The sequence below is a fragment of the Haloterrigena gelatinilytica genome, from assembly GCF_013342145.1.
GTDB classification, from domain to species: domain Archaea; phylum Halobacteriota; class Halobacteria; order Halobacteriales; family Natrialbaceae; genus Haloterrigena; species Haloterrigena gelatinilytica.
The window spans coordinates 2,981,425-3,001,337 of record NZ_JABUQZ010000001.1 but is presented as its reverse complement, the minus strand read 5'-3'; the positions used below and the strand labels follow the sequence as shown (position 1 = coordinate 3,001,337).

The following is a 19,913-nucleotide window of genomic DNA, read 5'->3' as shown; positions in this document are numbered from 1 at the left end:
CCGTCTGCCGTGATTGCGACGCGGTCGTCAGCGGCCGGCGCCGCGTCGCTCGTTCGTCGCGTCGTCCGTCTAGCGCTCGCCGTCGTCACCCTCGGAATCGGCGGCCGAATCGGCTTCGTGGCCGTCCCGCGGCGGCGCTTCTTCCGCCATCGGTTCGGGGTCGGTTCCCTCGAGCGAGGGGTACGCCTGCTCCGGATCGGGGCCCGTCGCCTCGCTGGCCTCGTCGGCCATCGCGGCCTCCGAGAGGTCGACCTCGACGTGGTCGTCGTCCGCCTCCGGGTCGGCCTCGGCGCGGCGCGGATCCTCGTCGGTCCCCTCGAGGTGCGGCTTCGGCGACGCGTCCCCGTCCCGGTCCGTCGTGAACCGAACGTCCCCTTCGTCGGAAGCGGTCTCGGTCTCGACGTCGGGCTCCCCCGACACGCCGCGAGGGTTCGTCTCGGACCCGTGGAGCACGTCGGAGCGCTCGCGGTTGGCTCGAGCGTCGTCCGAGATCTCGCCTCCCTCGTCGCCGATCCCGATCGACTCGGTGTCGTCGTACGCGCTCGACTCGTCGCCCGCCGGTCCGGACGCGTCGTCGCTCGAGCGCCGTTTTCGGAGGCCGATTCCGAGGAGCGCGCCCCCCGCGAACGCGCGGAGACCGGCGCGGCGTCGACTCCGTCCCGCCGACCGGACCGCATCGACGAGCAGGGCGGTGCCGGTCAGTATCGGGAGGGCCCCGTTCCGGACCTGGGTGAGAACGGTCGAGCGGATCCCGCTCGCGTCGGCCCGCGAGTCCGTCTCGTCGGTTCCGTACGTCGCCTCGAGATCGGCCGTGTCGGTGCTGTGAGAGGACATGGTGAATCGTGGTGAGCGTCGGTCCGCGCTGGCCGTTCGGTCTGCTCGAGCGGTCGTACGAGTTCGCGACGGTTGAATCCCCGCCCCGCCACTGCCGCCCGTCCGGGGCTCGGCAAACGGACGACGGACCCTCCGTCAAACGAAATATCCTGGCAAGAGGTAGTAGCAACGCTCTGTGTGAGTTCTCGAGAAAAGCATAGCTCAGGATCGTCTATTGATTTTGTGAGAGCGATACCAAGTTTACAGACAGTCCGAGTAGCAAGATCTGGCAGAATCGAGAACGCCGTCGGGCCATTATTGCGCCGCAAATGTATGGGCGCTGCGGGCACCAGTTCGAGTAGCGAACGGATGATCCGTTGAGGCGTGAGGCGTTCGAATTCGAGGGTCTGCAAACAGTGATGCGAACGGGAATTCGGGTGGACGCGGCCGCCGAGGGTCAGACCCACCATCCCAAACGTGCACTCGAACTGCACATCGCCGACCGGACGACTACTCCTCGACTCACTCGTCCGGAACGCGGTCGACGCCTCGGTGAAGTTCGTGGATTAACACGCGTCCGCTTCCCAACTCCGAGGCTTTGTCCCTCAGCCGCCGGATGAGGCTCTCGCTTACGTGGCCATACACGTCGATGGATTCGAGATCGATGAACTCGCCGATCGGGGGAAACTTCGGACCCGCCACCTCCATGTGGAACTCCAAGGAGTCCTGATCGGCGTGCATATGCATCACGGTCATCCGGTCTCCGTCGGCGCTAAAGTAGACGTCGTACGCCAGTATATCCGGCTCGTTGGCCTCGACGAAGTTCACTAACTCCGCCATCGCCGGTTTGAGATCGTCCAACTTTCCGTCGTGCACCACAGATCGGTCGATATACGCGATGAAGTCAGTCATCTCGCTCCCCTGCATCTGGTGTTGCAACCGTGTTGTACCGCTTCCGTATTGATCGCTAGTGATGTTGCCATGGGTCCCCTCCAGTCGTTGCGCCTACCACGACAGAATCTCCTTCGATACCCGGACATCGGAGCAAGCGCCACTGGCGGTTACAACGCGTATTGTGTTAGCTGTTGCCATAGGGTGCAGTAGTTACTTCAGTTCCGACGAAAGAATCCCGCAATATTACTGCGGAAACCACAACAGACTGACGGACAATTTATCGTTCGGCCTCCGTCGTCGTATCAGTCGAAGCCGTGCTAGTAGTTAGTGGGTCCATGGCGGCTCACGCTGTCGATCCGTTCCGAGCGAATCGATCGACGCGCGGACAATCGCACCACTGATCAGAGCTGCAGTTCCAAAGATGAGGACTACGCTCACCGTCTCGAGCGTCTCGACTTCGTATACCGCACTCGCCTGCTTACTTGCGGTGGCAACACTCCCAGCGAGCAGCATACCGGCGAAGTATCCCTTGAGGTCGGATTCGTTTACGAGACGTGTCGCACCTGCACCGATGCGAGCACCGAAACCGCTTCCGACGAGCAACGCGGCGACGACGGGGATTTCGACGGCGTTCGACTGGGCGTAGACGAACGTCCCGAACGCACCCGAAATCGAAATCTGGAGGGCGCTGGTTCCAGCGGCGATTGCAGTGGGAATGCCGAACCCGTAGACCATGACGGGGAGCAGAAGGAATCCGCCACCGACACCGAGACATCCACAGAGGACGCCGATACTCGACCCGACAGCGAGGATAACCCACACCGAGACGGTCGCACCGCCAGGTAACGACACCAGTGGTGGGAGCGTGATGGACTGAACTTCGGTAGCGACTCGACCCGTTCCCACTTCGGTACCGTCAGTGCGAGCATCTCGGAGGACGAAGAGTCCGACAACGCCGAGAAGGCCAACGTACGCCGCGCTGATGACGACGTCAGCGCTGCCGAGATCCGCGAGCAGGAACACGATCCGGGTGCCGACCTCGATGCCGAACGTCATTCCGAGAATCATCACCGCCGCCAGCGTGTAGCTGACCTGGCCGTGATCGCGGTGTCTGAGCGCACCGATAACACTGGTGCCGAAGACGAACGCGAGTCCGCTCCCGACGGCTACCGGCGCCGGGTATCCGATCACCAACAGCGTCGGCGTCACGAGGAACGAGCCCCCCATCCCGAAGAACCCGAAGAGGATGCCGATGAGCAGGCCGAACCCGACGAAGAGACCGATCGTCGGGATGCCGAGGCCGAAAGGTTCCACGGTCAGCTACTCACGAGTATTTCACGGGCGGCCGGGCTAGCAACCCGCGCCAGCGCCCCGTATCCGACGTACAAGACGAGCGCTTCAGCCAGCACGAAACAGACCGTGGCAGCAGCCTGTCCGGACTCGCCGAGGGCGGGAGCGACCAGTAGGACGCACAGGCATCCCACCGCTATACTCAGTAGGACGACCCAGTTCGTCGATAACCGGCATCCGACTACCGGGGTCTCCGCACCACGATCACTCACGGCAGGCACCTCCGTCGGCCTCGGCGTTTTTAGACGGCGTGATGTTCTGGTTGAGGCTGAACAGATTCGTCGGGTCGTACTCGTCCTTCAGGGCGACTAACCGCTCGTACGTCGGTCCGAACGTGGTCCGCATCATGTCGTCGCCCTCTTCGAGGAACCCCGGGAAGTTCAGGTACACCGACCCGTCCGAGAACTGGCGCATGTCGTCGAGACAGTCACGCACCCACTCGACGTTCGCGTCGTCGTCCTCCGGGCGCTCCCAGTTCGCTTCGACGCCGAGCAGGAAGGGAGCGTGCCGTCCCGCGAACGCACTGTCTTCGACGTCCACTCGTTCGATCGCGCCCCCCAACTGCCAGACATCGACCGTCGAGAGCGGTGACGGTGCTCCATCGGTCCAGTACGCGATTCGATCGATGGCGGAGTCCGACAGACCGTCGAGGTACAGCGACTTCCAGTAGTAGCGCATCCCGTCGGGGTGATCCTCGTCGAAGAGCCGCTGGTAGTCCACGTACGGCATCGTCCCGCTGACGTCGGCGATCGGTTCGGCGATCTCCCGCAGGGGCGCGAGCGCGCGCTCACCGTCCTCGACCGACCCCGCGTAACAGCCCGTGATGGCGATTTTGGTATCGTCCACCGCGTCCGAGGAGAACAGTTCCTCATCGGGCATCACACCCGACAACGTGAGCGTGCTGACTTCGTCGGGTGCTGACGCGACGTACTCGCGGTACGCGCGTAGACACTCTCGCATTCGGTCCCCCGGATAGAATACGAGACAGGTCGCCACCTCGGGTCCGAGCGGGTGGAGGTCGAACTCGAAACCGGTGACTACCCCGAAGTTACCGCCGCCACCGCGAAGACCCCAGAAGAGGTCCGTATTTTCGTTCTCGCTGGCAGTCACGAACTCGCCGTCTGCGGTAACCAGCTCAACCGACCTGAGGTTATCGCAGGCCAACCCGTACTTGCAGCGAAGGTGACCGATGCCGCCGCCGAGAGTGAGCCCTGCGACGCCCGTATCCGAAACGGCCCCGCCCGGCGTTGCGAGACCGAAGGCCTGCGTCTCGTGATCGACATCCGCCCACGTGGCACCGGCCTGGACCCGTCCTGTCCGTGCGTCAGGATCTACCCATACACCCCTCATCCCGGAGAGATCGATGACGAGCCCGTCGTCGCAGACGGCGGTTCCGGCGACGTTGTGGCCTCCACCGCGAACCGCCACCAGCAGGTCGTTCTCGCGCGCGAAGTTCACCGCGCTGATGACGTCGCCGACGCCCCGACACCGGGCAATCAGGCCCGGACGCTTGTCGATCATTCCGTTCCAGACCGCGCGCGCGTCGTCGTAGTCGGAATCCTCGGGACGGATCAGATCGCCGTGGAGTCCGGCTTCGAACTGTTCGATCTGTTCGATGGGGATGGCTTGTTGTGCCATACAGAAGCGGACGACAGCACGGATGTTGGCCTCACCCATCGAGTAGCGTTCGGCATCGAGAGTACCGTTTCAAGCGGTGAGACGAGTTTCGGACCAGGTACGGGATAGAGTTACTATCAGTGCCTTCCTCTGTCTAGAGAGTGAGTCACATGGTGCCTGACCAAGGCGACCGATCGGACAGGGATAGTCGGCTACCACCGGGCTCGCCGGTCCTCGAGGCGATTCTAGAAAACGAACGGAACCGTCGTTACCTCGGCCAGCGTCTGGACGCCGCGGGTGATCGTATCGATACGGACCTCCTCGGCGACATCGTCAGGCACGGCCCCGTCCTCGAAGCGCTGCTTTCGGAACCGCTCGATCGGCGGGAAATCGAAGCGCGCCTCGACGTCTCGCGGGCGACGAGCCACCGGTACACGCAGTGGCTCGACGAGCGGGGTTTCGTCGAGAAAGTCGATGGCCGATTCCAGTTGACCTGGCGCGGCGCAGTCATCGCCGAGGAAGTCCTCCGATTCGAGGCGAACGTGCGGACCGCACACAGAATGACGCCGCTTCTGGACGCGGTCTGTGAGGATCACCGGGACTTCATCCTCGAGCCGTTCGTAGACGCGACGATCACCGTCGCCGAACCGGACGATCCCTACAAACCGGTCGAGCGGTTCGTCGCGCTCGCCAACGAGTCGGCGACGTTCCGGGGGTTCAACACGACGCACATGGCACCGCTGGTCCTCGGCGAGTTCCACCGGCGGGTGTTCGACGAAACCGACACCGAGATCATCTACCTGCCGCACATCGTCGAGAAACTCTTCGAGACGTACCCCGAGCGCGCCCGCGAAGCGATCGATCGCGGACACTTGACTCTCCGAACGCGCGAAGACCTGCCGTACGGTCTCGCGCTGTTCGACGACCGCGTCGGGATCGGGGGCTACGACGAGACCACCGGTCTTATGCAGGTGTTCGTCGATACGGACGCGCCGATTGCGCGCGAGTGGGCCGAGCGAGTATACGCATCGGTCAGGGCGGATTCAAAATCACTCGAAGAGCAGTCGGCTCTGATCCGGTAACACGCTCTCGGTGTGAATGAATCGCACTCTGAGTAGATTCTCTGTATTTCGCACGCCCGTTCTAAAAGCCTCCAGAGAGATTGATTCGACGAGTCCGCCTCCAGTGAGGAACGACTGATCTGGGACGAATCGCGGCCGGCAAACCTCGAGCCACCACCGATGCACTACCATCCCGACACCGAGGAACGGTTCGACGTTCGTTCGGGGCAGCTCGTAGTCGAATCAGATGGAGAGACGTACAAGGTCGGTGCTGGTGAGGCGATCGTCATTCCACCGAACACACCTCACGTGTCATACACCGAGTCGGAGTCAGCCCGATTCAGACGCGAAGTGACTCCACCCGGGCGGTGGCGGGAGTTCCTGACCGCGCGGTTTGCAGCCATCCACGCAGTCGGTGAACTATCGGGCGTGATCGGCGTCCTCCAGACGGTGCTTCTCATTCGGACGTACCCTGCTGTAGTCGTTCCAGCGCAGCCGCCACGGACTCTCCAGCGCGTCCTGTTTCCCGTTCTCGCCGCGATTGGCCGGGCCATTGGGTTGAACTCCCGCTATCCGTATCCTCCCAATGAAATTGACCAACGGGATAGGAGCAGACCCGGAACGACCCCTTGACCGCCAGTAATCATTCGAATTCGACGAATGCGTCCGCTGTATTCCGCGCTTTTTTGCTAGCTACTGGAGGAACCGGGAGTTGTTGCGGTCAGATCACCCCCGATACGTAACGTCGCTACCGAGGCTCGATCAGTACTAGACCGTTTCACTGGAGGCGGCGATCTGAATTCGGGGCCGAGAGACTCGCGCGCGATTCGATAGTGTGTCTGCTATGAGTGTGTCTGCTATGAGAGGGAGTCCATAGAAGCGTTTTCACTACGCCCTTCAGAAACACTTGGAGTCCTGCTCAGAGAGTTCTCAAGAGAAGGTTCTGTGCGAGATTAGCAACAAACTGATAAGAGCCTAGGCCGGGATTTGAACCCGGGCTCTCGTCCTTACCAAGGACGCGCTTTACCGCTAAGCTACCCAGGCGCGCACTTCTTCGTTGACTCGAGTCGTCTTTAGGGCTTTCGATTTGCGGTGGGGCGTGGGGCTGTGTAGCGGGCCACTCGAACCCACACTCAGGGATCGGTCGCCGACGTCGCTCGATCGGTCGTCGGATCCTCGAGGGACTGTTCGGAGGGCATCGGCTCGAGATCGGCGAGACAGTCCGCTGCCGGCGGGAAAGAGGTGCCGACGGTCTCGGCGAGGGTCTCGGCGGTGGCGAGCAGCCGCTGGGACGGCGCGTCGCCGACCGCGGCGGCGCCCGTTCGGACCGCGAGTTCGAGGATATCGCGCTCGAGGTTGGCGTCGATCGCTCTCGCCTCGTCGTCGTCCGGTGTGGGCTCGCCGTCGGCACCGGCGGCCGCCGCACGCGAGCGATCGGCGACCGCGTCGCGGCGGGTCTGGTCGCGTCCGAATTTCTGGACGGTCCGGACCGCCTTGCCGGCGGCGTCGGTGCGAGCGAGCAGGTAGAAGCCGCGGGCCACGAGGATGTCGGCGGCGAGGATCGCGAGGTCGCTCTCGTCGTCGCCGTTCCCCTCGGCGGCCCAGGGTTCGTCGTGGGCGAGCGACCGCGTCAGCCGCAGCCCCTCGTAGATGAGCTGGACGCCGGCCGCCTGGGTCGCGAGCGCGTCGCTGTCGCGGTCTCCGTCCCGGCCGCGGCGCTGTGTGCGACCGCGGTCGGTCTCCCCGCTGCGCTCGGAGTCGGCGACGGCGCGTCCGTCGGCCGTAGTTGCGGCGCTCTCGAGTGTCAGTACGCCGGGGACCATCGATGCTTCAGTGAGGGTGGTCTCGATGCGGTCGTGCAGCGCCGGCGGCTCCACGTCCGCGACGGCTTCGTAGGCGGCACGCCGACAGCTGTCGGCTCGATCCATTGATAGCGGCTTACGACGGGGGAGCCAAAGACCTTTGGAAACGTCCGGTAGACTCGCGCACATGATCGATGTGGACAGTAACGTCGACCGATCGATTCGAACCGTGACGATCGACCGCCCCGACGCGCGCAACGCGCTGACCGTCGCGGGCCTCGAGGCCCTCGAGACGGCGATCGAAGACGCCGAGGAGCCGGTGATCTACCTCCGCGGACGCGGCGAGGCGTTCTCCGCGGGCGCGGACCTCGAGGCGGTCGCCGATCTCGACGGCGACCGCGAGCGGGCCGTCGAGTTCGCCCGGCTGGGCCAGCGGGTCGCCCGGAAGATCGAGGACTCGCCGGCGGTCGTCGTCGCCGGCATCGACGGCCCCGCCCGCGGCGGCGGCCTCGAACTCGCGCTGGCCTGCGACGTCCGCGTCGGGACGCCCGACTCGACCTACGGCGAGCCCGGCGTCACGTTCGGGCTGTTCGGCGCCTGGGGCGGCACCGTCCGCCTGCCTCGCGTGCTCGGCGAGGGGGACGCCCTCGAGTTCGCGCTCTCGGGGCGGGCCGTCGACGCCGACGCCGCCCTGCGCATGGGCCTCATCTCGAGAATCGAAGCCGAGCCGCGGACGGTCGCCGAGGAGATCGCCGAGAACGCGCCCGACGCGCTCGCCGTCTTGAAACGCCGGATTCGGGACGACGGCGAGCGCGCCACGCAGGAACGGCTCGAGGCGCGGGCGTTCGGCGACCTCGTCGCGGCTCACGCGGACGATATCGACGCCGTCCTCGAGTAGCGACTGGCGGACGAGGCGGCGGTGCCGCAAGACCTGTTCTCTCAGAAATGTTTTTGCCGTTTCACGATGAGGGTGGATCAATGCCCGACTCGGTGTTCCTCTCCGGCGACAGCGTCGATCTCCGACCGATCGAGGAGGCCGACCTCGAGTTCCTGCGGCCGGCGGTCAACGACCGGCGCGTCTGGCGACCGATCGGCCGGTCGCGACCCGTCAACCGCGAGCGGGAACGGCAGTTCTTCGAGGACGTCGTCTGCGACGACGACACGGTGAACCTCCTGATCGTCACCGACTCGACCCCGGTCGGGACGATCGCCTTCAACGGGATCGACCGGGAGGCCGATCGGGCGGAGATCGGCTACTGGATCGCGCCCGACTACCACCGGCAGGGGTACGCCACCGACGCGGTCGAGCGGTTCGTCACCTACGGCTTCGACCAGCTCGGCCTGCACAAGGTCACGGCCCGCGTGTTCGAGTTCAACGAGGCCTCGCAGCGGCTGCTCGAGTCGGTCGGATTCACGAAGGAAGGGATCCATCGCGACGAGGTGTTCGTCGACGGCGACTACCAGGACACGTACTGGTACGGGCTCCTCGAGCCGAACTGGCGGTCGCGGGCCGACTGACCGCGCTCAGTCCAGCGGCTCCGGCGCCGGCGGCACCCGCCGTTTGTGCTCGCTGCGTTCGTACATCCCGCGGACCGTCTCGACGGTCTCCGCCTCGACCTCGAGCAGGCGGGCCGTCGCGTCGACCGACAGGGGACCGTCGACGTGGGTCGCCAGGATCGAGTCGAGCGTCTCGTAGCTGACGCCCAGCTCGTCCTCGTCGGTCTGGTCGGCCCACAGCTCCGCGGTGGCCGTCTTCGCCGCGAGTTCCTCGGGGACGCCGACGTGACGGGCCAGCTGGCGAACCTGTGCCTTGTAGAGGTTGCCGATCGGGTGGCAGTCGACCGCGCCGTCGCCGTACTTGGTGAAGTAGCCGACCGCGGCCTCGCTGCGGTTGCCCGTGCCCAGAACCAGCCGGTCCTCGTGGTTCGCCACGAGGTAGTTCAGGACGGCCCGGACGCGTGCGCGGGCGTTCCCGACGGCCTCGCGGTCGCCTTCCGCTTCGGGGTAGGCCTTCAGCAGCGCGTCGACGATCGACTCGACCTCGATGACGTCGTAGCTGATCTCGAGGTCCCGGGCGACGCGTTCGGCGTCGCTCATGTTCCCCTCGCTGCTGACCCGGGCCGGAAGGACGAGCCCGTGGACGTTCTCGGCGCCCAGCGCCTCGACGGCGAGGTGGGCGGTGAGCGTGCTGTCGATCCCCCCGGAAAGTCCGAGGACGGCGCCGTCGGCCCCCGCGGCGTCGACCTGGGACTGAACGAAGTCGGTAATGTGATCGCGTCGCCGTTCCAGTTCCGCCTCCGAGAAGCGAAGGTCGAGCATCTGTCTGGGCGTTCGTACGGCTGGCCCGTCCTAATAGCCTCGCCTCCGGGGCAAAAACTGGACGCGCGTCCGATCGATGACCCGTCGCGGGGAACGGTCTCGAGGAGGAGCGGGACGGTGAAGCGAAATCGGCCGCGAGGCGTCGGTGAGCACCGGTGGTGAGCGAATTCGAGGGAGTTGCGAGCCACGGGGAACGAGCGAACGAAATGAGCGCGGGTGGTTTCGTGGAAGGACGTGAACCTCTCTGGCCGGCAGCCCGGGCTCAATCTCCGGCCGGCGCAGCGCCCGTTTCCGCGTTCGGTCCCGCTGGGACGCCCCAGTAGCGACTCGAGCGAATGCCGTCCCAGAGAACCACAGCCGGGAGCTATTCTCCCCAGCCAAACTGTGTTCTATGTTAACTTCTACCAATCACTAAATACGCCGACGGAGAACGCTCTCCCATGCAGGCAATCGAACAACGCGACTTCGAAACCGACGTCCAGCGGGCGGTGTACGACTTCGTCGAGCGAAACGGGGCCGTCGAACGACAACAGTTGAAAGCGGAATTCGGGTTCGACGACGACGAACTCGGGGAGACGCTCTCGACCCTCGAGGACGACGGGTACGTCGAGACCGAGGAGGGGCTCGTGCGGCTGGCGATCGACATCGGCGAAGAGAAGACGCACACGACCGACGAGCTGGAGTACACGATCCGGCCGGCCGAACAGAGCGATCTGCAGGGGATCGTGGGCGTGATGCGACAGGTCGCCGAAGAGAACGACTACCTCGTCGCCGAGACCGTCGTCGACCTGCTCGACCACGAGGAGGTCGTCTTCCGACACAACGACATCACGTCTCGGATCTTCTTCGTCGCGACGGTCGACGACGACGTCGTCGGCTGGGTCCACCTGCAGGCGCCCAACTACGCGAAGCTCTCGCATACCGCGGAGCTGACCATGGGCGTGCTCGAGGAGTACCGCGGTCACGGGATCGGCAGCAATCTCCTCGAGCGGGGGCTCCAGTGGGCCGCCGAGAACGAGTACGATAAGGTGTACCAGAGTCTGCCGGCGACGAACCAGGACGCCATCCGATTCCTCGAGGACCACCGCTGGGAGACCGAGGCGATCCGCAAGGCCCACTACAAGATCGACGACGAGTACGTCGCCGAACAGATGATGGCGGTCATGACCGGCCAGTCCCCGCTCGCGTCGTGATCGCACCGTTGCCCGGCGGCCGATGAGCCGTCAGCCGTCGGAGCCGTCGTCCGTTTCTTTTAATACGAGCCGGCGCCTCACCTCGATACGAGCGCCGGTGATGAGACGGACGACGTCCGTCGAATGACGGCGCGAACGAAGTGAGCGCCGGTGGTCCAGTGGTAGGACTCGAGCTTCCCAAGCTCGCGGCCCGGGTTCAATTCCCGGCCGGCGCATTTCTGCGACGAACGAACGTGAGGAGTGAATGCGCCATAAGGAGAATTGAATCACGCAAGACCGAACGAAGTGAGGTCTTGCCATCGGGTTCAATTCCCGGCCGGCGCATACTTCTCCCGCTCACTCGCAGCCGAGTAGTGACGCGAATCGCCGCGATACGACGCGTTAGTACTCGCTATCCGTCGGGAATTAGAAACGCCAGTCGAAATCCAGTCGTCTACTCGGCCGCGACGGCTGTGGGAATCCCGTTCGCGTTCGCGCCAGCGGCTAGATGCCCATCGCTTCGATCTGCTCCTGATACCGGTTTCGAATGGTCACCTCGGTCACCTGCGCGACCTCGGCGATCTCGCGCTGGGTCTTCTTCTCGTTACAGAGCAGCGAGGCGGCGTAGATCGCGGCGGCGGCGTAGCCCGTGGGCGACTTGCCCGACAGCAGCCCCTTCTCGGTCGTCGTGTCGATGATCTCGGTGGCCTTGGCCTGGACCTCCTCCGAGAGGTCGAGCTCCGAGCAAAAGCGCGGCGTGTACTGTTTCGGGTCGACGGGCTCCATCTCGAGGCTGAGCTCCTGGGCGACGTAGCGGTAGGTGCGGCCGATCTCCTTGCGTTCGACGCGGGAGACGGCGGCGACCTCCTCTAAGCTGCGGGGGATGCCCTCCATGCGGCAGGCGGCGTAGAGGGTGCTGGTGGCGACGCCCTCGATGGAGCGCCCGCGGATGAGGTCCTCGTCTAACGCGCGCCGGTAGATGACGCAGGCGACCTCGCGGACCGACCGCGGAATGCCCAGCGAGGAGGCCATCCGATCGATCTCGCTGAGGGCGAACTGCAGGTTGCGTTCGCCGGCGTCCTTGGTGCGGATGCGTTCCTGCCACTTGCGCAGGCGGCGCATCTGACTGCGCTTGTCCGCGGAGATCGAGCGGCCGTAGGCGTCCTGGTTCTTCCAGTCGATGGAGGTCGTCAGCCCCTTGTCGTGCATCGTCTGGGTCGTCGGCGCGCCGACGCGGGACTTGCTCTGTCGCTCGGAGTGGTTGAACGCGCGCCATTCCGGGCCGTGGTCGATGTTCGAGCCCTCGACGACGAGCCCGCACTGGTCACAGACGAGTTCGCCCTGATCTTCGCTGGTGACGAGCGTTCCGTCGGAACACTCGTCACACGCCCGCTCGCGCTCGCGTTGGTCTGTGGTTTCGGTCGATGCTGATTCGCGTTCGCGCTGGCGGGATGGGCGAGCCATTTCGTATAGACAATGACGGCCGAGGCTTTTAGGTGTCGCCCTCCACAGATCGGTCGTTTTTCAGAACGCTCCGGAAGAAAGAAAGCCGCGAGCCGCCCTCAGAAGTAGCCTAACAGCGTTCCGGAGAGGACGAGCACCCAGAGCGCGACGCCCGCGACCAGCATGTCGTTGAACCGCGACTCGCGGGTCGCACGTTTGGCCGCGCCGCCGGCGATCAGTCCCAGCGCGACGACGACGAGCATGCGCTGGAGGACGACGTCGACGGGCAGCGAATCGACGCCGAGGTAGCCGTAATCGAGCCAGATCGCGGCGGCCAGCGAGCCCGCGGCGACGAGCGCGGCGTCGAGCCGGCGAGTGAGCGTCCCGGCGACCAGGTAGGTCGCGGTCGGAATTCCGACGGCGAGCACCGGGTACAGCAGGCCGGCGATCTGGTGTGGGGTGAGGAAGTCGGTGTGACGCTCGAGGCCGAGGCCGCCGAAGCGCACGGCGAAGTAGAGTCCGACGATGGTGCCGACGAGGAGCAGGTGGCCGACCTCGATCCGGTCGTAGGCGGCCGCGATCCGCCGGCGGTCGACGTCCGTCAAGTGGTCGTCGATGGCCGACGGCGCTCGGTCGGCGATGCGTTCGGGGTCGGTCTGGCTGCCGGTGTCGGCCCGCAGCAGCCGATCGCGTCTGCGCGCGACGAGTCCGACGGCCCCGGGCAGGAGGATCATCCCGGTGAGATCGACGACGGTCGCCCAGCCGTCGGCGTCGCTGGAGTTCCTGTTGTTCAGGTACACTCTGCGGACGTCCTCCTCGACGTCGACGCGCGGATGCTTCATGAAGTCGTTCTCGACTTTCGTCTGGGCGTCCTGGGAGCCGTGGACGCGGTGGCGGAGCGTGAACCAATCGAAGTGTTCCGAGTGGGTCTGCATGATCACCCACTGGTCGTCCTCGTTGGGGCTCTCGTAGAGCCTGATGTGGTAGCGCTGGCCGTAGTAGTCGCCGTCCTCGAGTTGCCGCGTCTCGGTCGTCCAGTAGCCGGGCTCGTCGGGGCCGGGATCGAGGTAGGCGTAGCGAGTGCCGCCGTCGGCTTCGCCCCACTCGAGGTTGGGGACGGGACCCGACGAGTCGTTGGCCGCCTCGGAGTCGTTGGGGGTGTCGTTCGCGGGCGGCTCGTCGACGGTCGGCTCGTTGCCCGCCGTCTCGTTGTCCTCGGGATCGTCGGAGCGGTTGCCGCCGCCGGTGAGCGTGTAGGTCTCCGGTCCCGCTTCGACCTCGCTCTCGTTGATTTCCGCCCAGTCGCCGTCGCTAGCTTCGGTCAACACCCGCTCGACGTCGTCGACGTCGCCGCGAACGATCACGTTGATCGGACTCCGCTGCTTGAACCGCTCCTCGGGGCTCAAGTATCGCCAGAACCGGCTTTCGGAGTCCTCGAGTTCGGTCATCTTGGGCGACACCTCCGTCTCGTTCGGGGAGACGGACTCGGTCGAGGGAGAGAACAGCAACGAGGGGCCGCCGACGAAGAGCAGGGCGAGAACGAATAACGCGAGCGCAATCACGAGCGATCGACGCATGTTCTCCCTACTAGCGACGGGTTACACATCAATCTATGTGGTTGCAGACCCCGGTCAGCCCTCGACGTCCGGTCCGACGGTCAGGACGGGCGCGGGGGCCTCGCGAACGACCCGCTGGGAGACGCTTCCGACGACGTTGGTCTCGTACTCGTCGCCGCTGGTCCCCATCACGATCATGTCGACGTCGCGGTCGGCCGCGTAGTCGACGATGCATTCGGCGGGGTGGCCCGTGTCGGTGGCCGTCTCGACCGCGAGGTCGCGGGCCGCCGCGCTCGTCGCGACGTCGTCGATCGCGTCGCGGGCGTTCGCTCGCAGGTCTTCGCGAACCGTCTCGACGCGGTCCTCGTCGAGGACGAGGAACGCGCGGTCGTCGACGACCGAGAGGACGTGGACCGTCGCCGACCGCGTCGCTGCGATGTCGATCGCGTGGCTCGCGGCGACCGCCGCCTGGTCGCTGCCGTCGGTTGGAACGAGGAGTGTCTCGTACATCGGGCGTATGCGAGACACTCGTCCGCGGTGAAAAAGCGATTGCCGTCGTTCTCTCCGGCTGGGAATATCGCATCTGTTTCCGGTAGCGATCGATTTCGGTCGGGGCTAGGCGCCCGGGATGCCCAGCGCCTCGGGGGTGACGATCCCGAGTATCGAGGCCGCGTACACGATCGCGACGGCGACGACCCAGGCGACGATGCCGATCGCGGCCGCGGTCCCCCAGCCGCCGGGGTAGCGCCAGTTGATCACGCCGATCCAGGCGACGAGCATCACCAGCACGCCGAGCAGCGGGATCCAGCCGACGAAGTAACTCGTCAGCGCCCAGACGGCCGCGCCGATAAGCGCGGTCAGCGCGGCGTTAAAGACGCTCGCGTCCCGGTCGAGGATGACCCGGGCACCGGCCAGGATCGCGACCGTCCCGACGAGCAGACTGAGCACGAAGATGACGGCGGAATCGATTACAGCCATAGTGAGTTAGGACTTCCAGCTCAGTTCGATCTCGATCGTTTCGCGACTGCCGCGGAGCATCGAGGAGCGCTCGACGACGTCGATCGAGAAGTCGACCTCCTCGGACGGGTTCAGCGAAACCGTCTTGTTGCCGACGTCGACGTTGATCTGCTCGCTCTCCCCGTCGAACTCCTCGGACAGCGTCGCCAGGAACGCTGCGAGTTCCGATCGCGGAAGTTTCTCGTCGGCCGTCGTCCGTTGAACCATACGCGCTAGTGGCGCCGATATCCGCAAAAGTATGGGCAGCGAACGGGTTCCTAACGGAGGTTTACCGCCGCAGACGCGGTCGAACCGCCATCGAATCCGAACCGAGACGAGCTAAAACAGGTTCGCCTGCTGGTAGACCGAAATCCCCTCGTCCGTGATCTCGTAGGGCTTCTTTTCCCGGGAGTGGTTCGCGTCCCGGATCTTCTGGATCTCGACGGCCAGGCGCGTCTCCCGGAAGTCGTCCGGCCGGACGTACTGCAGGACGAAGACCGCGTCCGTGAGGTACTCCACGATGCCGTATCGGGAGGCGTACGGCGACTCTTCGGACGCCTCGCTCGTCAGCAGGGCGGTGACCCCGGCCTCCTTCAGGCTCCGGGTGAAGTCGTAGATCTCGTTGCGACGGGTCGCACGGTCCTCGTACATCATCTCGAGCAGCGACACCGAGTCGAGGACGAGCCGCGCGGCGTCGAACTCCTCGATGAGCGTCGGAAGCTCGTTCGTGATCGATTGCAGGCTGTTGGCCATCTCGACGGGATCGACGTCGACGACGGCGAGTCGGTCCTCGGCGAGGTACTCGTCGAAGGGGTAGCCCTTCTCGGTCGCGCTGTCGATCACCCGGCGGCGGCTCTCCTCTAAGGTGATGTACACCGCGTTCTCGCCCCGCGCCAGCCCGTGCTCGAGAAACTGCAGGCCGAAGGTCGTCTTCCCGGTCCCGGCGCTTCCCATCGCGACGAGCAAGGAGCGTTCGGGAACACCGCCCTGGATCATTCGATCGAGCCCCTCGATGCCGAGCTCGAGTCGGGGGAGGTCGGAGTCGACCGCCTCGTCGAAGTCCGTCTCGTTGCCCGCCGCGAGGCCGAAGTCGAGCTCCGAGAAGCCCTCGGGGCCGGTTTCGTCCGCGCCGGCGTTCGGAGCGTCGACGTCCGCGAGCGCCGCGCCGAAGTCCTCGTCGAACAGTTCGCCCTCGCCTTCGCTTCCGTCGTTACCCTCGTCGGCCGTCTCTCGTTGACTTGCGGCTTCAGCAGACTCGTCGCCGTCGACCGTCGTCTCGGCGCCGCCGAGCGCGTCGAACTGCTCGGCGGTCCCGTCGCCGGACGGCTCGTCCGCAGCGTCATCGTCGTCGGTCGCGGACTCCTCGGCGTCCTCGAGCGCGCGCTCGAACCAGTCGTCGGACTCGTCACGCACGGGGATCACCGTCGCTGACGCCCGCTGCCCCGTGACGGCCGTCGCCGGAAGCGCTACCGCGGTCGAAGCCGCCCGATCGCGGCGGTTGCGGCGATCGATCGAAATACCTCGGCGGGGGCGCCTCTGTCATGCGGGATCTGGGACGGCGGCCGTCGCGGGCCGTTCACGTACTCGAGTGTCCCCCACCACGATGAATGTTGTTGCCGCCCCGACGGCGTGACGGGTGGCTTTTTGACGACGCAGCGGGTAGCCGCCGACGATGGACGTCGCCGTCGGCATCGTCGGCCAGCGAGGCAACGAGCGCGCACAGGGACTCGCCGCGTCGCTCGCGGAGACGCTCGAGCGAAGCGGACGCGATGGGGGGGAGACCGCGGTCGTCGTCGACGAAGCGACCGGCGAGGCGGTCGACGCGCCCGCGTGTCCGGTCGACGAGATGGACGACCGGGATCTCGTCGTGAGCATCGGCGGCGACGGCACGCTGCTGTTCGTCGCCCGCGAGGTCGGCCCCACGCCGATCCTCGGGGTCAACCTCGGCGAGGTCGGCTTTCTCAACGCCGTCGCACCCGAAGACGCCGTCGACGTCGTCACCGATCTCGTCGCGGACTACCGCGAGACCGGCGCGTTCGAGGGGCGCGAACTCGCCCGCCTCGAGGCGACGAGCGACGGCGCCGACTGGACCCTCGAGCCGGCACTCAACGAGATCGTCGTCCACGGCCCGCGCCGGGGTCCGGGCGGCGGGGCGACCGTCGAGGTCCGCGTCGACGGCGGGCAGTACGCCGCCAGCCACGCCGACGGCGTCCTCGTGGCGACGCCCGCGGGCTCGACCGCGTACAACTTGAGCGAGGGCGGACCGCTGGTTCACCCGACGGCCGACGCGCTGGTCGTCACGCAGATGGCCGCCGCCGATTCGATGCCGCCGCTGGTCGTCGATCCGGACACGGATCTCTCGATTACGATCTCCGACTCCGACACCGGCTACGCGATCAGCGACGGACGGAACCGACGGCGACTCGATCCCCCCGCGACGATCACCGTCTCGGTCGCGGACGAGCCGATCAGACTCGTCGGGCCTCGCGGGGACTTCGTCTCCAGCCTCGAAAAACTCGACTGACGTCGGGACGGCGTTCCGCGACCGCTATCGGTGGGCCTGCTCCGCACCCTCGACGAGTCGCTCGAGTTGTGCCGGCGGGACGGCGCCGCGGGCGGCGTGGTCCTCGTAGACGAACGTCGGGACGCCAGTGATCCCCCGCCGCTGGGCCGCCTGGAACCGGTCCTCGAGCTCCGTTCGAAGCCCGTCGTCGTCGATCGCCGAGCGGATCTCGTCGACCGGGAGCCCGACGGTCTCGGCGAGGTCCGCCAGGACGTCGGTGTCGCCGATATCGCGGCCGTCCTGCCAGAGCGCCCCGTAGATCGCCTCGTCGAAGGCCGCCCACTGCTCGGGGTACTCCTGCTTGACGTACCACGACGCCTGCTGGGCCGGCAGCGAGTCGACCTCGGTGGCCATGATCTGGTTCATCTCGACGCCGTACTCCTCCTGCAGCCGGCGGACGTTCTGTTTGGCCTGCTCGTAGTACTGGTCGTCCTTGCCGTCGTCGGCCTCGTGATCGATCGAGCCGTCCGGGTTCCGCTTGCCGCTGCGGAGGTCGAACGGCTGCCAGTCGATCTCGAGGGGCGCTTCGCGCTCTTCGCGGTACTGTTCGAGCGATCGCGTCCCCAGGTAACAGAAGGGACAGACGTAATCGGCGTAGAGCTCGAGTCGATCGGGTGAATCGGCAGTCTCAGACATATCCGCGCTAGGGAGCGACCACGGAAAAGTCGCCGGCAACCGGAAGATCGCCCGCCGAGGGCCCCGGTCGTCGACTCCCGCCCGTCGCCGGCGAGTTCAGGCGCCGTTCGCGCCGTCGCCGGCGGCGACGCCTTCCTCGCTCCCGGCGTTGGCCTCGGTGACGTCCGGGAGGTTGGGGTCGCGGTAGGGGTTCCGGCCGTACGCCGGCAGCTCGTCCTCGAGTTGCTCTTTGAGGACCCGTCGGAGCCGGTTCAGGCTGGTCGTGTCCAGCCCGTAGTCGGCCGCGAGACGCTTGAACGTCTCCTCTTCGGTGATGTCGTGGGCGCGGTACTGGGCGAACAGGTCGTCCATCCGGTCGGCCGACAGCGCCTGCGCGTCGATGTCGTCGAGCCCGAAGTACTGCTGGCGGTCGACGTCGACCACGTGGCGGATGACCACCAGCGCGACCTTCTCGATCGCGCGCTGGCTGCCGAACTCGGTGAGATCGATCTCGTCCATGACCCCCAGCGCGAGGTCCCGTTGCCACGGCGTCACCTCGAGGGCGTTACACAGCGCCTGGGTCGTCCGCAGGCGGTCTAACCGGTGGGCGCGCTCGCTGTAGCCCGGCGTTGCCGCGTGCTGTTCGTCGTGCAGTCGGCGGACGCTCTCCGAGAGGTCCCCCTCCGGCGACTCCGCGCGGCCGATCACGGTCGCGCTCGGCGTGACGACCCCCCACTGGCGGACCGTCGAATCGCGCTGGACGTCCGCCCGCGAGAGCGACCCGGAACCGGGCCGGTTTTCGAGTCGGCGTTCGTCCTCGTACTCGAGTTGCGGGCTGTCGCCGACGGCCGCGGTTTCGTCGGGGCCTGGACCGGGTTCAGCACCGTCGTCTCTCATTACCGCTTGCTCGGACCGGCAGACGGAAAAAGGCACCTCCTAGTGAAACCGTCGCTCGATGGAACTGAAACCCTCGGTGATACGAACTCGACGGTCGATCACCCGACGGCGCGACCGCTCTCGAGGCTGGGGACGGATTTCGACGCCGCGAAAAGCTCCTCGTAGCTTCACCTTGTAACCAGAGGTACTTAAAGAGACGCTGGAGCGTCGATCCCAGTCACCGCTCGAAGAGTGGCCTCGCCACTCGCGAATTGGGACTCGAGAAGACCCGGTCTCCCGTCGTATCTCTACTTGTGACTAGAGGAACTGAAAGCGACTAACCGGGGCGAGTTCAGTCGGAGATAGTGGTGACTCCTCGGTCGAGGACAACTCGAGAAGGACCGCCTCTCCGTCGTGTCTTCACCTCGTGACCAGAAGTACTTAAATCAGATCGGAGTTCGCCTTCCCGGTCGTTCGAGACGAACGGGGGACTCGTAATACGACAGCAGCAACGAGCGAATCGACGGGCAGACGGATCCTACGGACGACACTCCGGGTGAAAGACGCCGAGGTTTCCCTTGCTTCCCCTGCTCGCTTTGTACAATCTAACCCCCTCTATCTCCCGGCCACACACGTCACAGGTCATTGGCGAGTTCAGACGCTTACCGTAGTAAACCCTGTTGTGACCGCGGGAGTAGCAACAGCCGCGGTCTACCCGATGCAACGGTATTCGATTCGGAACGAAGGTGCCGTCGGGAGCCTGGGGACGGCCCAATACCTGCGGAACGGCTGTCGCGGATGGAAACGACGGCGTCGCTGCGCTCGACAGCAGTAGC

Annotated in this window: 21 protein-coding genes and 2 tRNA genes; 7 read left to right on the top strand and 16 right to left on the bottom strand. The window is 65.7% G+C overall.

Annotated elements, in window-relative coordinates; translation table 11 throughout:
- Positions 1–69 precede the first annotated feature (69 nt).
- The 5 genes from HTZ84_RS14940 to HTZ84_RS14925 all read right to left on the bottom strand — a co-directional run bounded on the left by HTZ84_RS14940 (position 70) and on the right by HTZ84_RS14925 (position 4,695).
- The gene (locus HTZ84_RS14940) at positions 70–834 is read right to left on the bottom strand and encodes a hypothetical protein (protein ID WP_174681413.1); all 765 of its coding nucleotides are present in this window, start codon (positions 832–834) and stop codon (positions 70–72) included.
- Positions 835–1,335: 501 nt separating this feature from the next.
- Entirely contained in the window at positions 1,336–1,725 is a 390-nt protein-coding gene (locus HTZ84_RS14935) for a putative quinol monooxygenase (RefSeq protein WP_174681412.1), read from the bottom strand.
- Positions 1,726–2,031: 306 nt separating this feature from the next.
- Entirely contained in the window at positions 2,032–3,021 is a 990-nt protein-coding gene (locus HTZ84_RS14930; protein WP_174681411.1) for a sulfite exporter TauE/SafE family protein, read from the bottom strand.
- Positions 3,022–3,023: 2 nt separating this feature from the next.
- Entirely contained in the window at positions 3,024–3,170 is a 147-nt protein-coding gene (locus tag HTZ84_RS23285) for a DUF7512 family protein (RefSeq protein WP_455429276.1), read from the bottom strand.
- 91 nt (positions 3,171–3,261) lie between these two features.
- Positions 3,262–4,695 carry an FAD-binding oxidoreductase gene (locus tag HTZ84_RS14925; RefSeq protein WP_174681410.1) on the bottom strand — a complete coding sequence of 478 codons (1,434 nt, stop codon included), beginning with the start codon at positions 4,693–4,695 and terminating at the stop codon, positions 3,262–3,264.
- Positions 4,696–4,844: 149 nt separating this feature from the next.
- On the opposite strand from HTZ84_RS14925, the gene HTZ84_RS14920 reads away from it, so the two are divergent.
- Complete coding sequence (locus tag HTZ84_RS14920; RefSeq protein WP_174681409.1) at positions 4,845–5,756, top strand: helix-turn-helix transcriptional regulator; 912 nt, start codon at positions 4,845–4,847, stop codon at positions 5,754–5,756.
- 159 nt (positions 5,757–5,915) lie between these two features.
- The gene (locus HTZ84_RS23210; RefSeq protein WP_174681408.1) at positions 5,916–6,368 is read left to right on the top strand and encodes a cupin domain-containing protein; all 453 of its coding nucleotides are present in this window, start codon (positions 5,916–5,918) and stop codon (positions 6,366–6,368) included.
- A gap of 339 nt (positions 6,369–6,707) precedes the next feature.
- On the opposite strand, the gene HTZ84_RS14910 is transcribed toward HTZ84_RS23210, so the two are convergent.
- Positions 6,708–6,779, bottom strand: a tRNA-Thr gene (locus HTZ84_RS14910).
- Positions 6,780–6,868: 89 nt separating this feature from the next.
- Positions 6,869–7,663 carry a DUF7114 family protein gene (locus HTZ84_RS14905; RefSeq protein WP_174681407.1) on the bottom strand — a complete coding sequence of 265 codons (795 nt, stop codon included), beginning with the start codon at positions 7,661–7,663 and terminating at the stop codon, positions 6,869–6,871.
- A gap of 61 nt (positions 7,664–7,724) precedes the next feature.
- Between HTZ84_RS14905 and HTZ84_RS14900 the strand changes: the two genes are divergently transcribed.
- Together HTZ84_RS14900 and HTZ84_RS14895 are read left to right on the top strand one after the other, a co-directional pair.
- Positions 7,725–8,435 carry an enoyl-CoA hydratase/isomerase family protein gene (locus HTZ84_RS14900; RefSeq protein WP_174681406.1) on the top strand — a complete coding sequence of 237 codons (711 nt, stop codon included), beginning with the start codon at positions 7,725–7,727 and terminating at the stop codon, positions 8,433–8,435.
- Between the two features lie 80 nt (positions 8,436–8,515).
- Complete coding sequence (locus HTZ84_RS14895) at positions 8,516–9,055, top strand: GNAT family N-acetyltransferase (protein ID WP_174681405.1); 540 nt, start codon at positions 8,516–8,518, stop codon at positions 9,053–9,055.
- Between the two features lie 6 nt (positions 9,056–9,061).
- Here the strand turns inward: HTZ84_RS14895 and HTZ84_RS14890 are convergent, their stop codons facing one another.
- Positions 9,062–9,856 carry an NAD+ synthase gene (locus HTZ84_RS14890; protein WP_174681404.1) on the bottom strand — a complete coding sequence of 265 codons (795 nt, stop codon included), beginning with the start codon at positions 9,854–9,856 and terminating at the stop codon, positions 9,062–9,064.
- Between the two features lie 440 nt (positions 9,857–10,296).
- Between HTZ84_RS14890 and HTZ84_RS14885 the strand changes: the two genes are divergently transcribed.
- Together HTZ84_RS14885 and HTZ84_RS14880 are read left to right on the top strand one after the other, a co-directional pair.
- The gene (locus HTZ84_RS14885) at positions 10,297–11,049 is read left to right on the top strand and encodes a GNAT family N-acetyltransferase (RefSeq protein WP_174681403.1); all 753 of its coding nucleotides are present in this window, start codon (positions 10,297–10,299) and stop codon (positions 11,047–11,049) included.
- Positions 11,050–11,193: 144 nt separating this feature from the next.
- A tRNA-Gly gene (locus HTZ84_RS14880) sits at positions 11,194–11,264 on the top strand.
- A 268-nt stretch (positions 11,265–11,532) separates the two neighbouring features.
- On the opposite strand, the gene HTZ84_RS14875 is transcribed toward HTZ84_RS14880, so the two are convergent.
- The 6 genes from HTZ84_RS14875 to HTZ84_RS14850 all read right to left on the bottom strand — a co-directional run bounded on the left by HTZ84_RS14875 (position 11,533) and on the right by HTZ84_RS14850 (position 16,445).
- Positions 11,533–12,492, bottom strand: coding sequence for a transcription initiation factor IIB (locus HTZ84_RS14875; RefSeq protein WP_008892741.1), 960 nt, complete (start codon positions 12,490–12,492; stop codon positions 11,533–11,535).
- A gap of 98 nt (positions 12,493–12,590) precedes the next feature.
- Positions 12,591–14,048 carry a hypothetical protein gene (locus HTZ84_RS14870; protein WP_174681402.1) on the bottom strand — a complete coding sequence of 486 codons (1,458 nt, stop codon included), beginning with the start codon at positions 14,046–14,048 and terminating at the stop codon, positions 12,591–12,593.
- A 54-nt stretch (positions 14,049–14,102) separates the two neighbouring features.
- Positions 14,103–14,537 carry a universal stress protein gene (locus HTZ84_RS14865; RefSeq protein ID WP_174681401.1) on the bottom strand — a complete coding sequence of 145 codons (435 nt, stop codon included), beginning with the start codon at positions 14,535–14,537 and terminating at the stop codon, positions 14,103–14,105.
- Positions 14,538–14,642: 105 nt separating this feature from the next.
- Positions 14,643–15,005 (bottom strand): hypothetical protein, encoded by a 363-nt coding sequence (locus HTZ84_RS14860; protein ID WP_174681400.1) that lies wholly within the window; start codon positions 15,003–15,005, stop codon positions 14,643–14,645.
- A 6-nt stretch (positions 15,006–15,011) separates the two neighbouring features.
- Entirely contained in the window at positions 15,012–15,251 is a 240-nt protein-coding gene (locus HTZ84_RS14855; RefSeq protein ID WP_174681399.1) for an amphi-Trp domain-containing protein, read from the bottom strand.
- A gap of 111 nt (positions 15,252–15,362) precedes the next feature.
- Positions 15,363–16,445 (bottom strand): KaiC domain-containing protein, encoded by a 1,083-nt coding sequence (locus HTZ84_RS14850; protein WP_174681398.1) that lies wholly within the window; start codon positions 16,443–16,445, stop codon positions 15,363–15,365.
- A gap of 250 nt (positions 16,446–16,695) precedes the next feature.
- Between HTZ84_RS14850 and HTZ84_RS14845 the strand changes: the two genes are divergently transcribed.
- Complete coding sequence (locus tag HTZ84_RS14845) at positions 16,696–17,547, top strand: NAD(+)/NADH kinase (protein WP_174681397.1); 852 nt, start codon at positions 16,696–16,698, stop codon at positions 17,545–17,547.
- A gap of 24 nt (positions 17,548–17,571) precedes the next feature.
- Here HTZ84_RS14845 and HTZ84_RS14840 read toward each other — a convergent pair whose 3' ends face one another.
- Positions 17,572–18,222, bottom strand: coding sequence for a DsbA family oxidoreductase (locus HTZ84_RS14840; RefSeq protein WP_174681396.1), 651 nt, complete (start codon positions 18,220–18,222; stop codon positions 17,572–17,574).
- A gap of 96 nt (positions 18,223–18,318) precedes the next feature.
- On the bottom strand, positions 18,319–19,098 hold the full coding sequence (locus HTZ84_RS14835) for a DNA-directed RNA polymerase subunit epsilon (RefSeq protein WP_174681395.1): 780 nt from the start codon (positions 19,096–19,098) through the stop codon (positions 18,319–18,321).
- Positions 19,099–19,913 lie beyond the last annotated feature (815 nt).

What these genes read in the sequence shown, in the direction of transcription:
- HTZ84_RS14940 (WP_174681413.1), bottom strand. Translation starts at nt 834, where the DNA reads ATGTCCTCTCACAGCACCGACACGGCCGATCTCGAGGCGACGTACGGA.
- HTZ84_RS14935 (WP_174681412.1), bottom strand. Translation starts at nt 1,725, where the DNA reads ATGACTGACTTCATCGCGTATATCGACCGATCTGTGGTGCACGACGGA.
- HTZ84_RS14925 (WP_174681410.1), bottom strand. Translation starts at nt 4,695, where the DNA reads ATGGCACAACAAGCCATCCCCATCGAACAGATCGAACAGTTCGAAGCC.
- HTZ84_RS14920 (WP_174681409.1), top strand. Translation starts at nt 4,845, where the DNA reads ATGGTGCCTGACCAAGGCGACCGATCGGACAGGGATAGTCGGCTACCA.
- HTZ84_RS23210 (WP_174681408.1), top strand. Translation starts at nt 5,916, where the DNA reads ATGCACTACCATCCCGACACCGAGGAACGGTTCGACGTTCGTTCGGGG.
- HTZ84_RS14905 (WP_174681407.1), bottom strand. Translation starts at nt 7,663, where the DNA reads ATGGATCGAGCCGACAGCTGTCGGCGTGCCGCCTACGAAGCCGTCGCG.
- HTZ84_RS14900 (WP_174681406.1), top strand. Translation starts at nt 7,725, where the DNA reads ATGATCGATGTGGACAGTAACGTCGACCGATCGATTCGAACCGTGACG.
- HTZ84_RS14895 (WP_174681405.1), top strand. Translation starts at nt 8,516, where the DNA reads ATGCCCGACTCGGTGTTCCTCTCCGGCGACAGCGTCGATCTCCGACCG.
- HTZ84_RS14890 (WP_174681404.1), bottom strand. Translation starts at nt 9,856, where the DNA reads ATGCTCGACCTTCGCTTCTCGGAGGCGGAACTGGAACGGCGACGCGAT.
- HTZ84_RS14885 (WP_174681403.1), top strand. Translation starts at nt 10,297, where the DNA reads ATGCAGGCAATCGAACAACGCGACTTCGAAACCGACGTCCAGCGGGCG.
- HTZ84_RS14875 (WP_008892741.1), bottom strand. Translation starts at nt 12,492, where the DNA reads ATGGCTCGCCCATCCCGCCAGCGCGAACGCGAATCAGCATCGACCGAA.
- HTZ84_RS14870 (WP_174681402.1), bottom strand. Translation starts at nt 14,048, where the DNA reads ATGCGTCGATCGCTCGTGATTGCGCTCGCGTTATTCGTTCTCGCCCTG.
- HTZ84_RS14865 (WP_174681401.1), bottom strand. Translation starts at nt 14,537, where the DNA reads ATGTACGAGACACTCCTCGTTCCAACCGACGGCAGCGACCAGGCGGCG.
- HTZ84_RS14860 (WP_174681400.1), bottom strand. Translation starts at nt 15,005, where the DNA reads ATGGCTGTAATCGATTCCGCCGTCATCTTCGTGCTCAGTCTGCTCGTC.
- HTZ84_RS14855 (WP_174681399.1), bottom strand. Translation starts at nt 15,251, where the DNA reads ATGGTTCAACGGACGACGGCCGACGAGAAACTTCCGCGATCGGAACTC.
- HTZ84_RS14845 (WP_174681397.1), top strand. Translation starts at nt 16,696, where the DNA reads ATGGACGTCGCCGTCGGCATCGTCGGCCAGCGAGGCAACGAGCGCGCA.
- HTZ84_RS14840 (WP_174681396.1), bottom strand. Translation starts at nt 18,222, where the DNA reads ATGTCTGAGACTGCCGATTCACCCGATCGACTCGAGCTCTACGCCGAT.
- HTZ84_RS14835 (WP_174681395.1), bottom strand. Translation starts at nt 19,098, where the DNA reads ATGAGAGACGACGGTGCTGAACCCGGTCCAGGCCCCGACGAAACCGCG.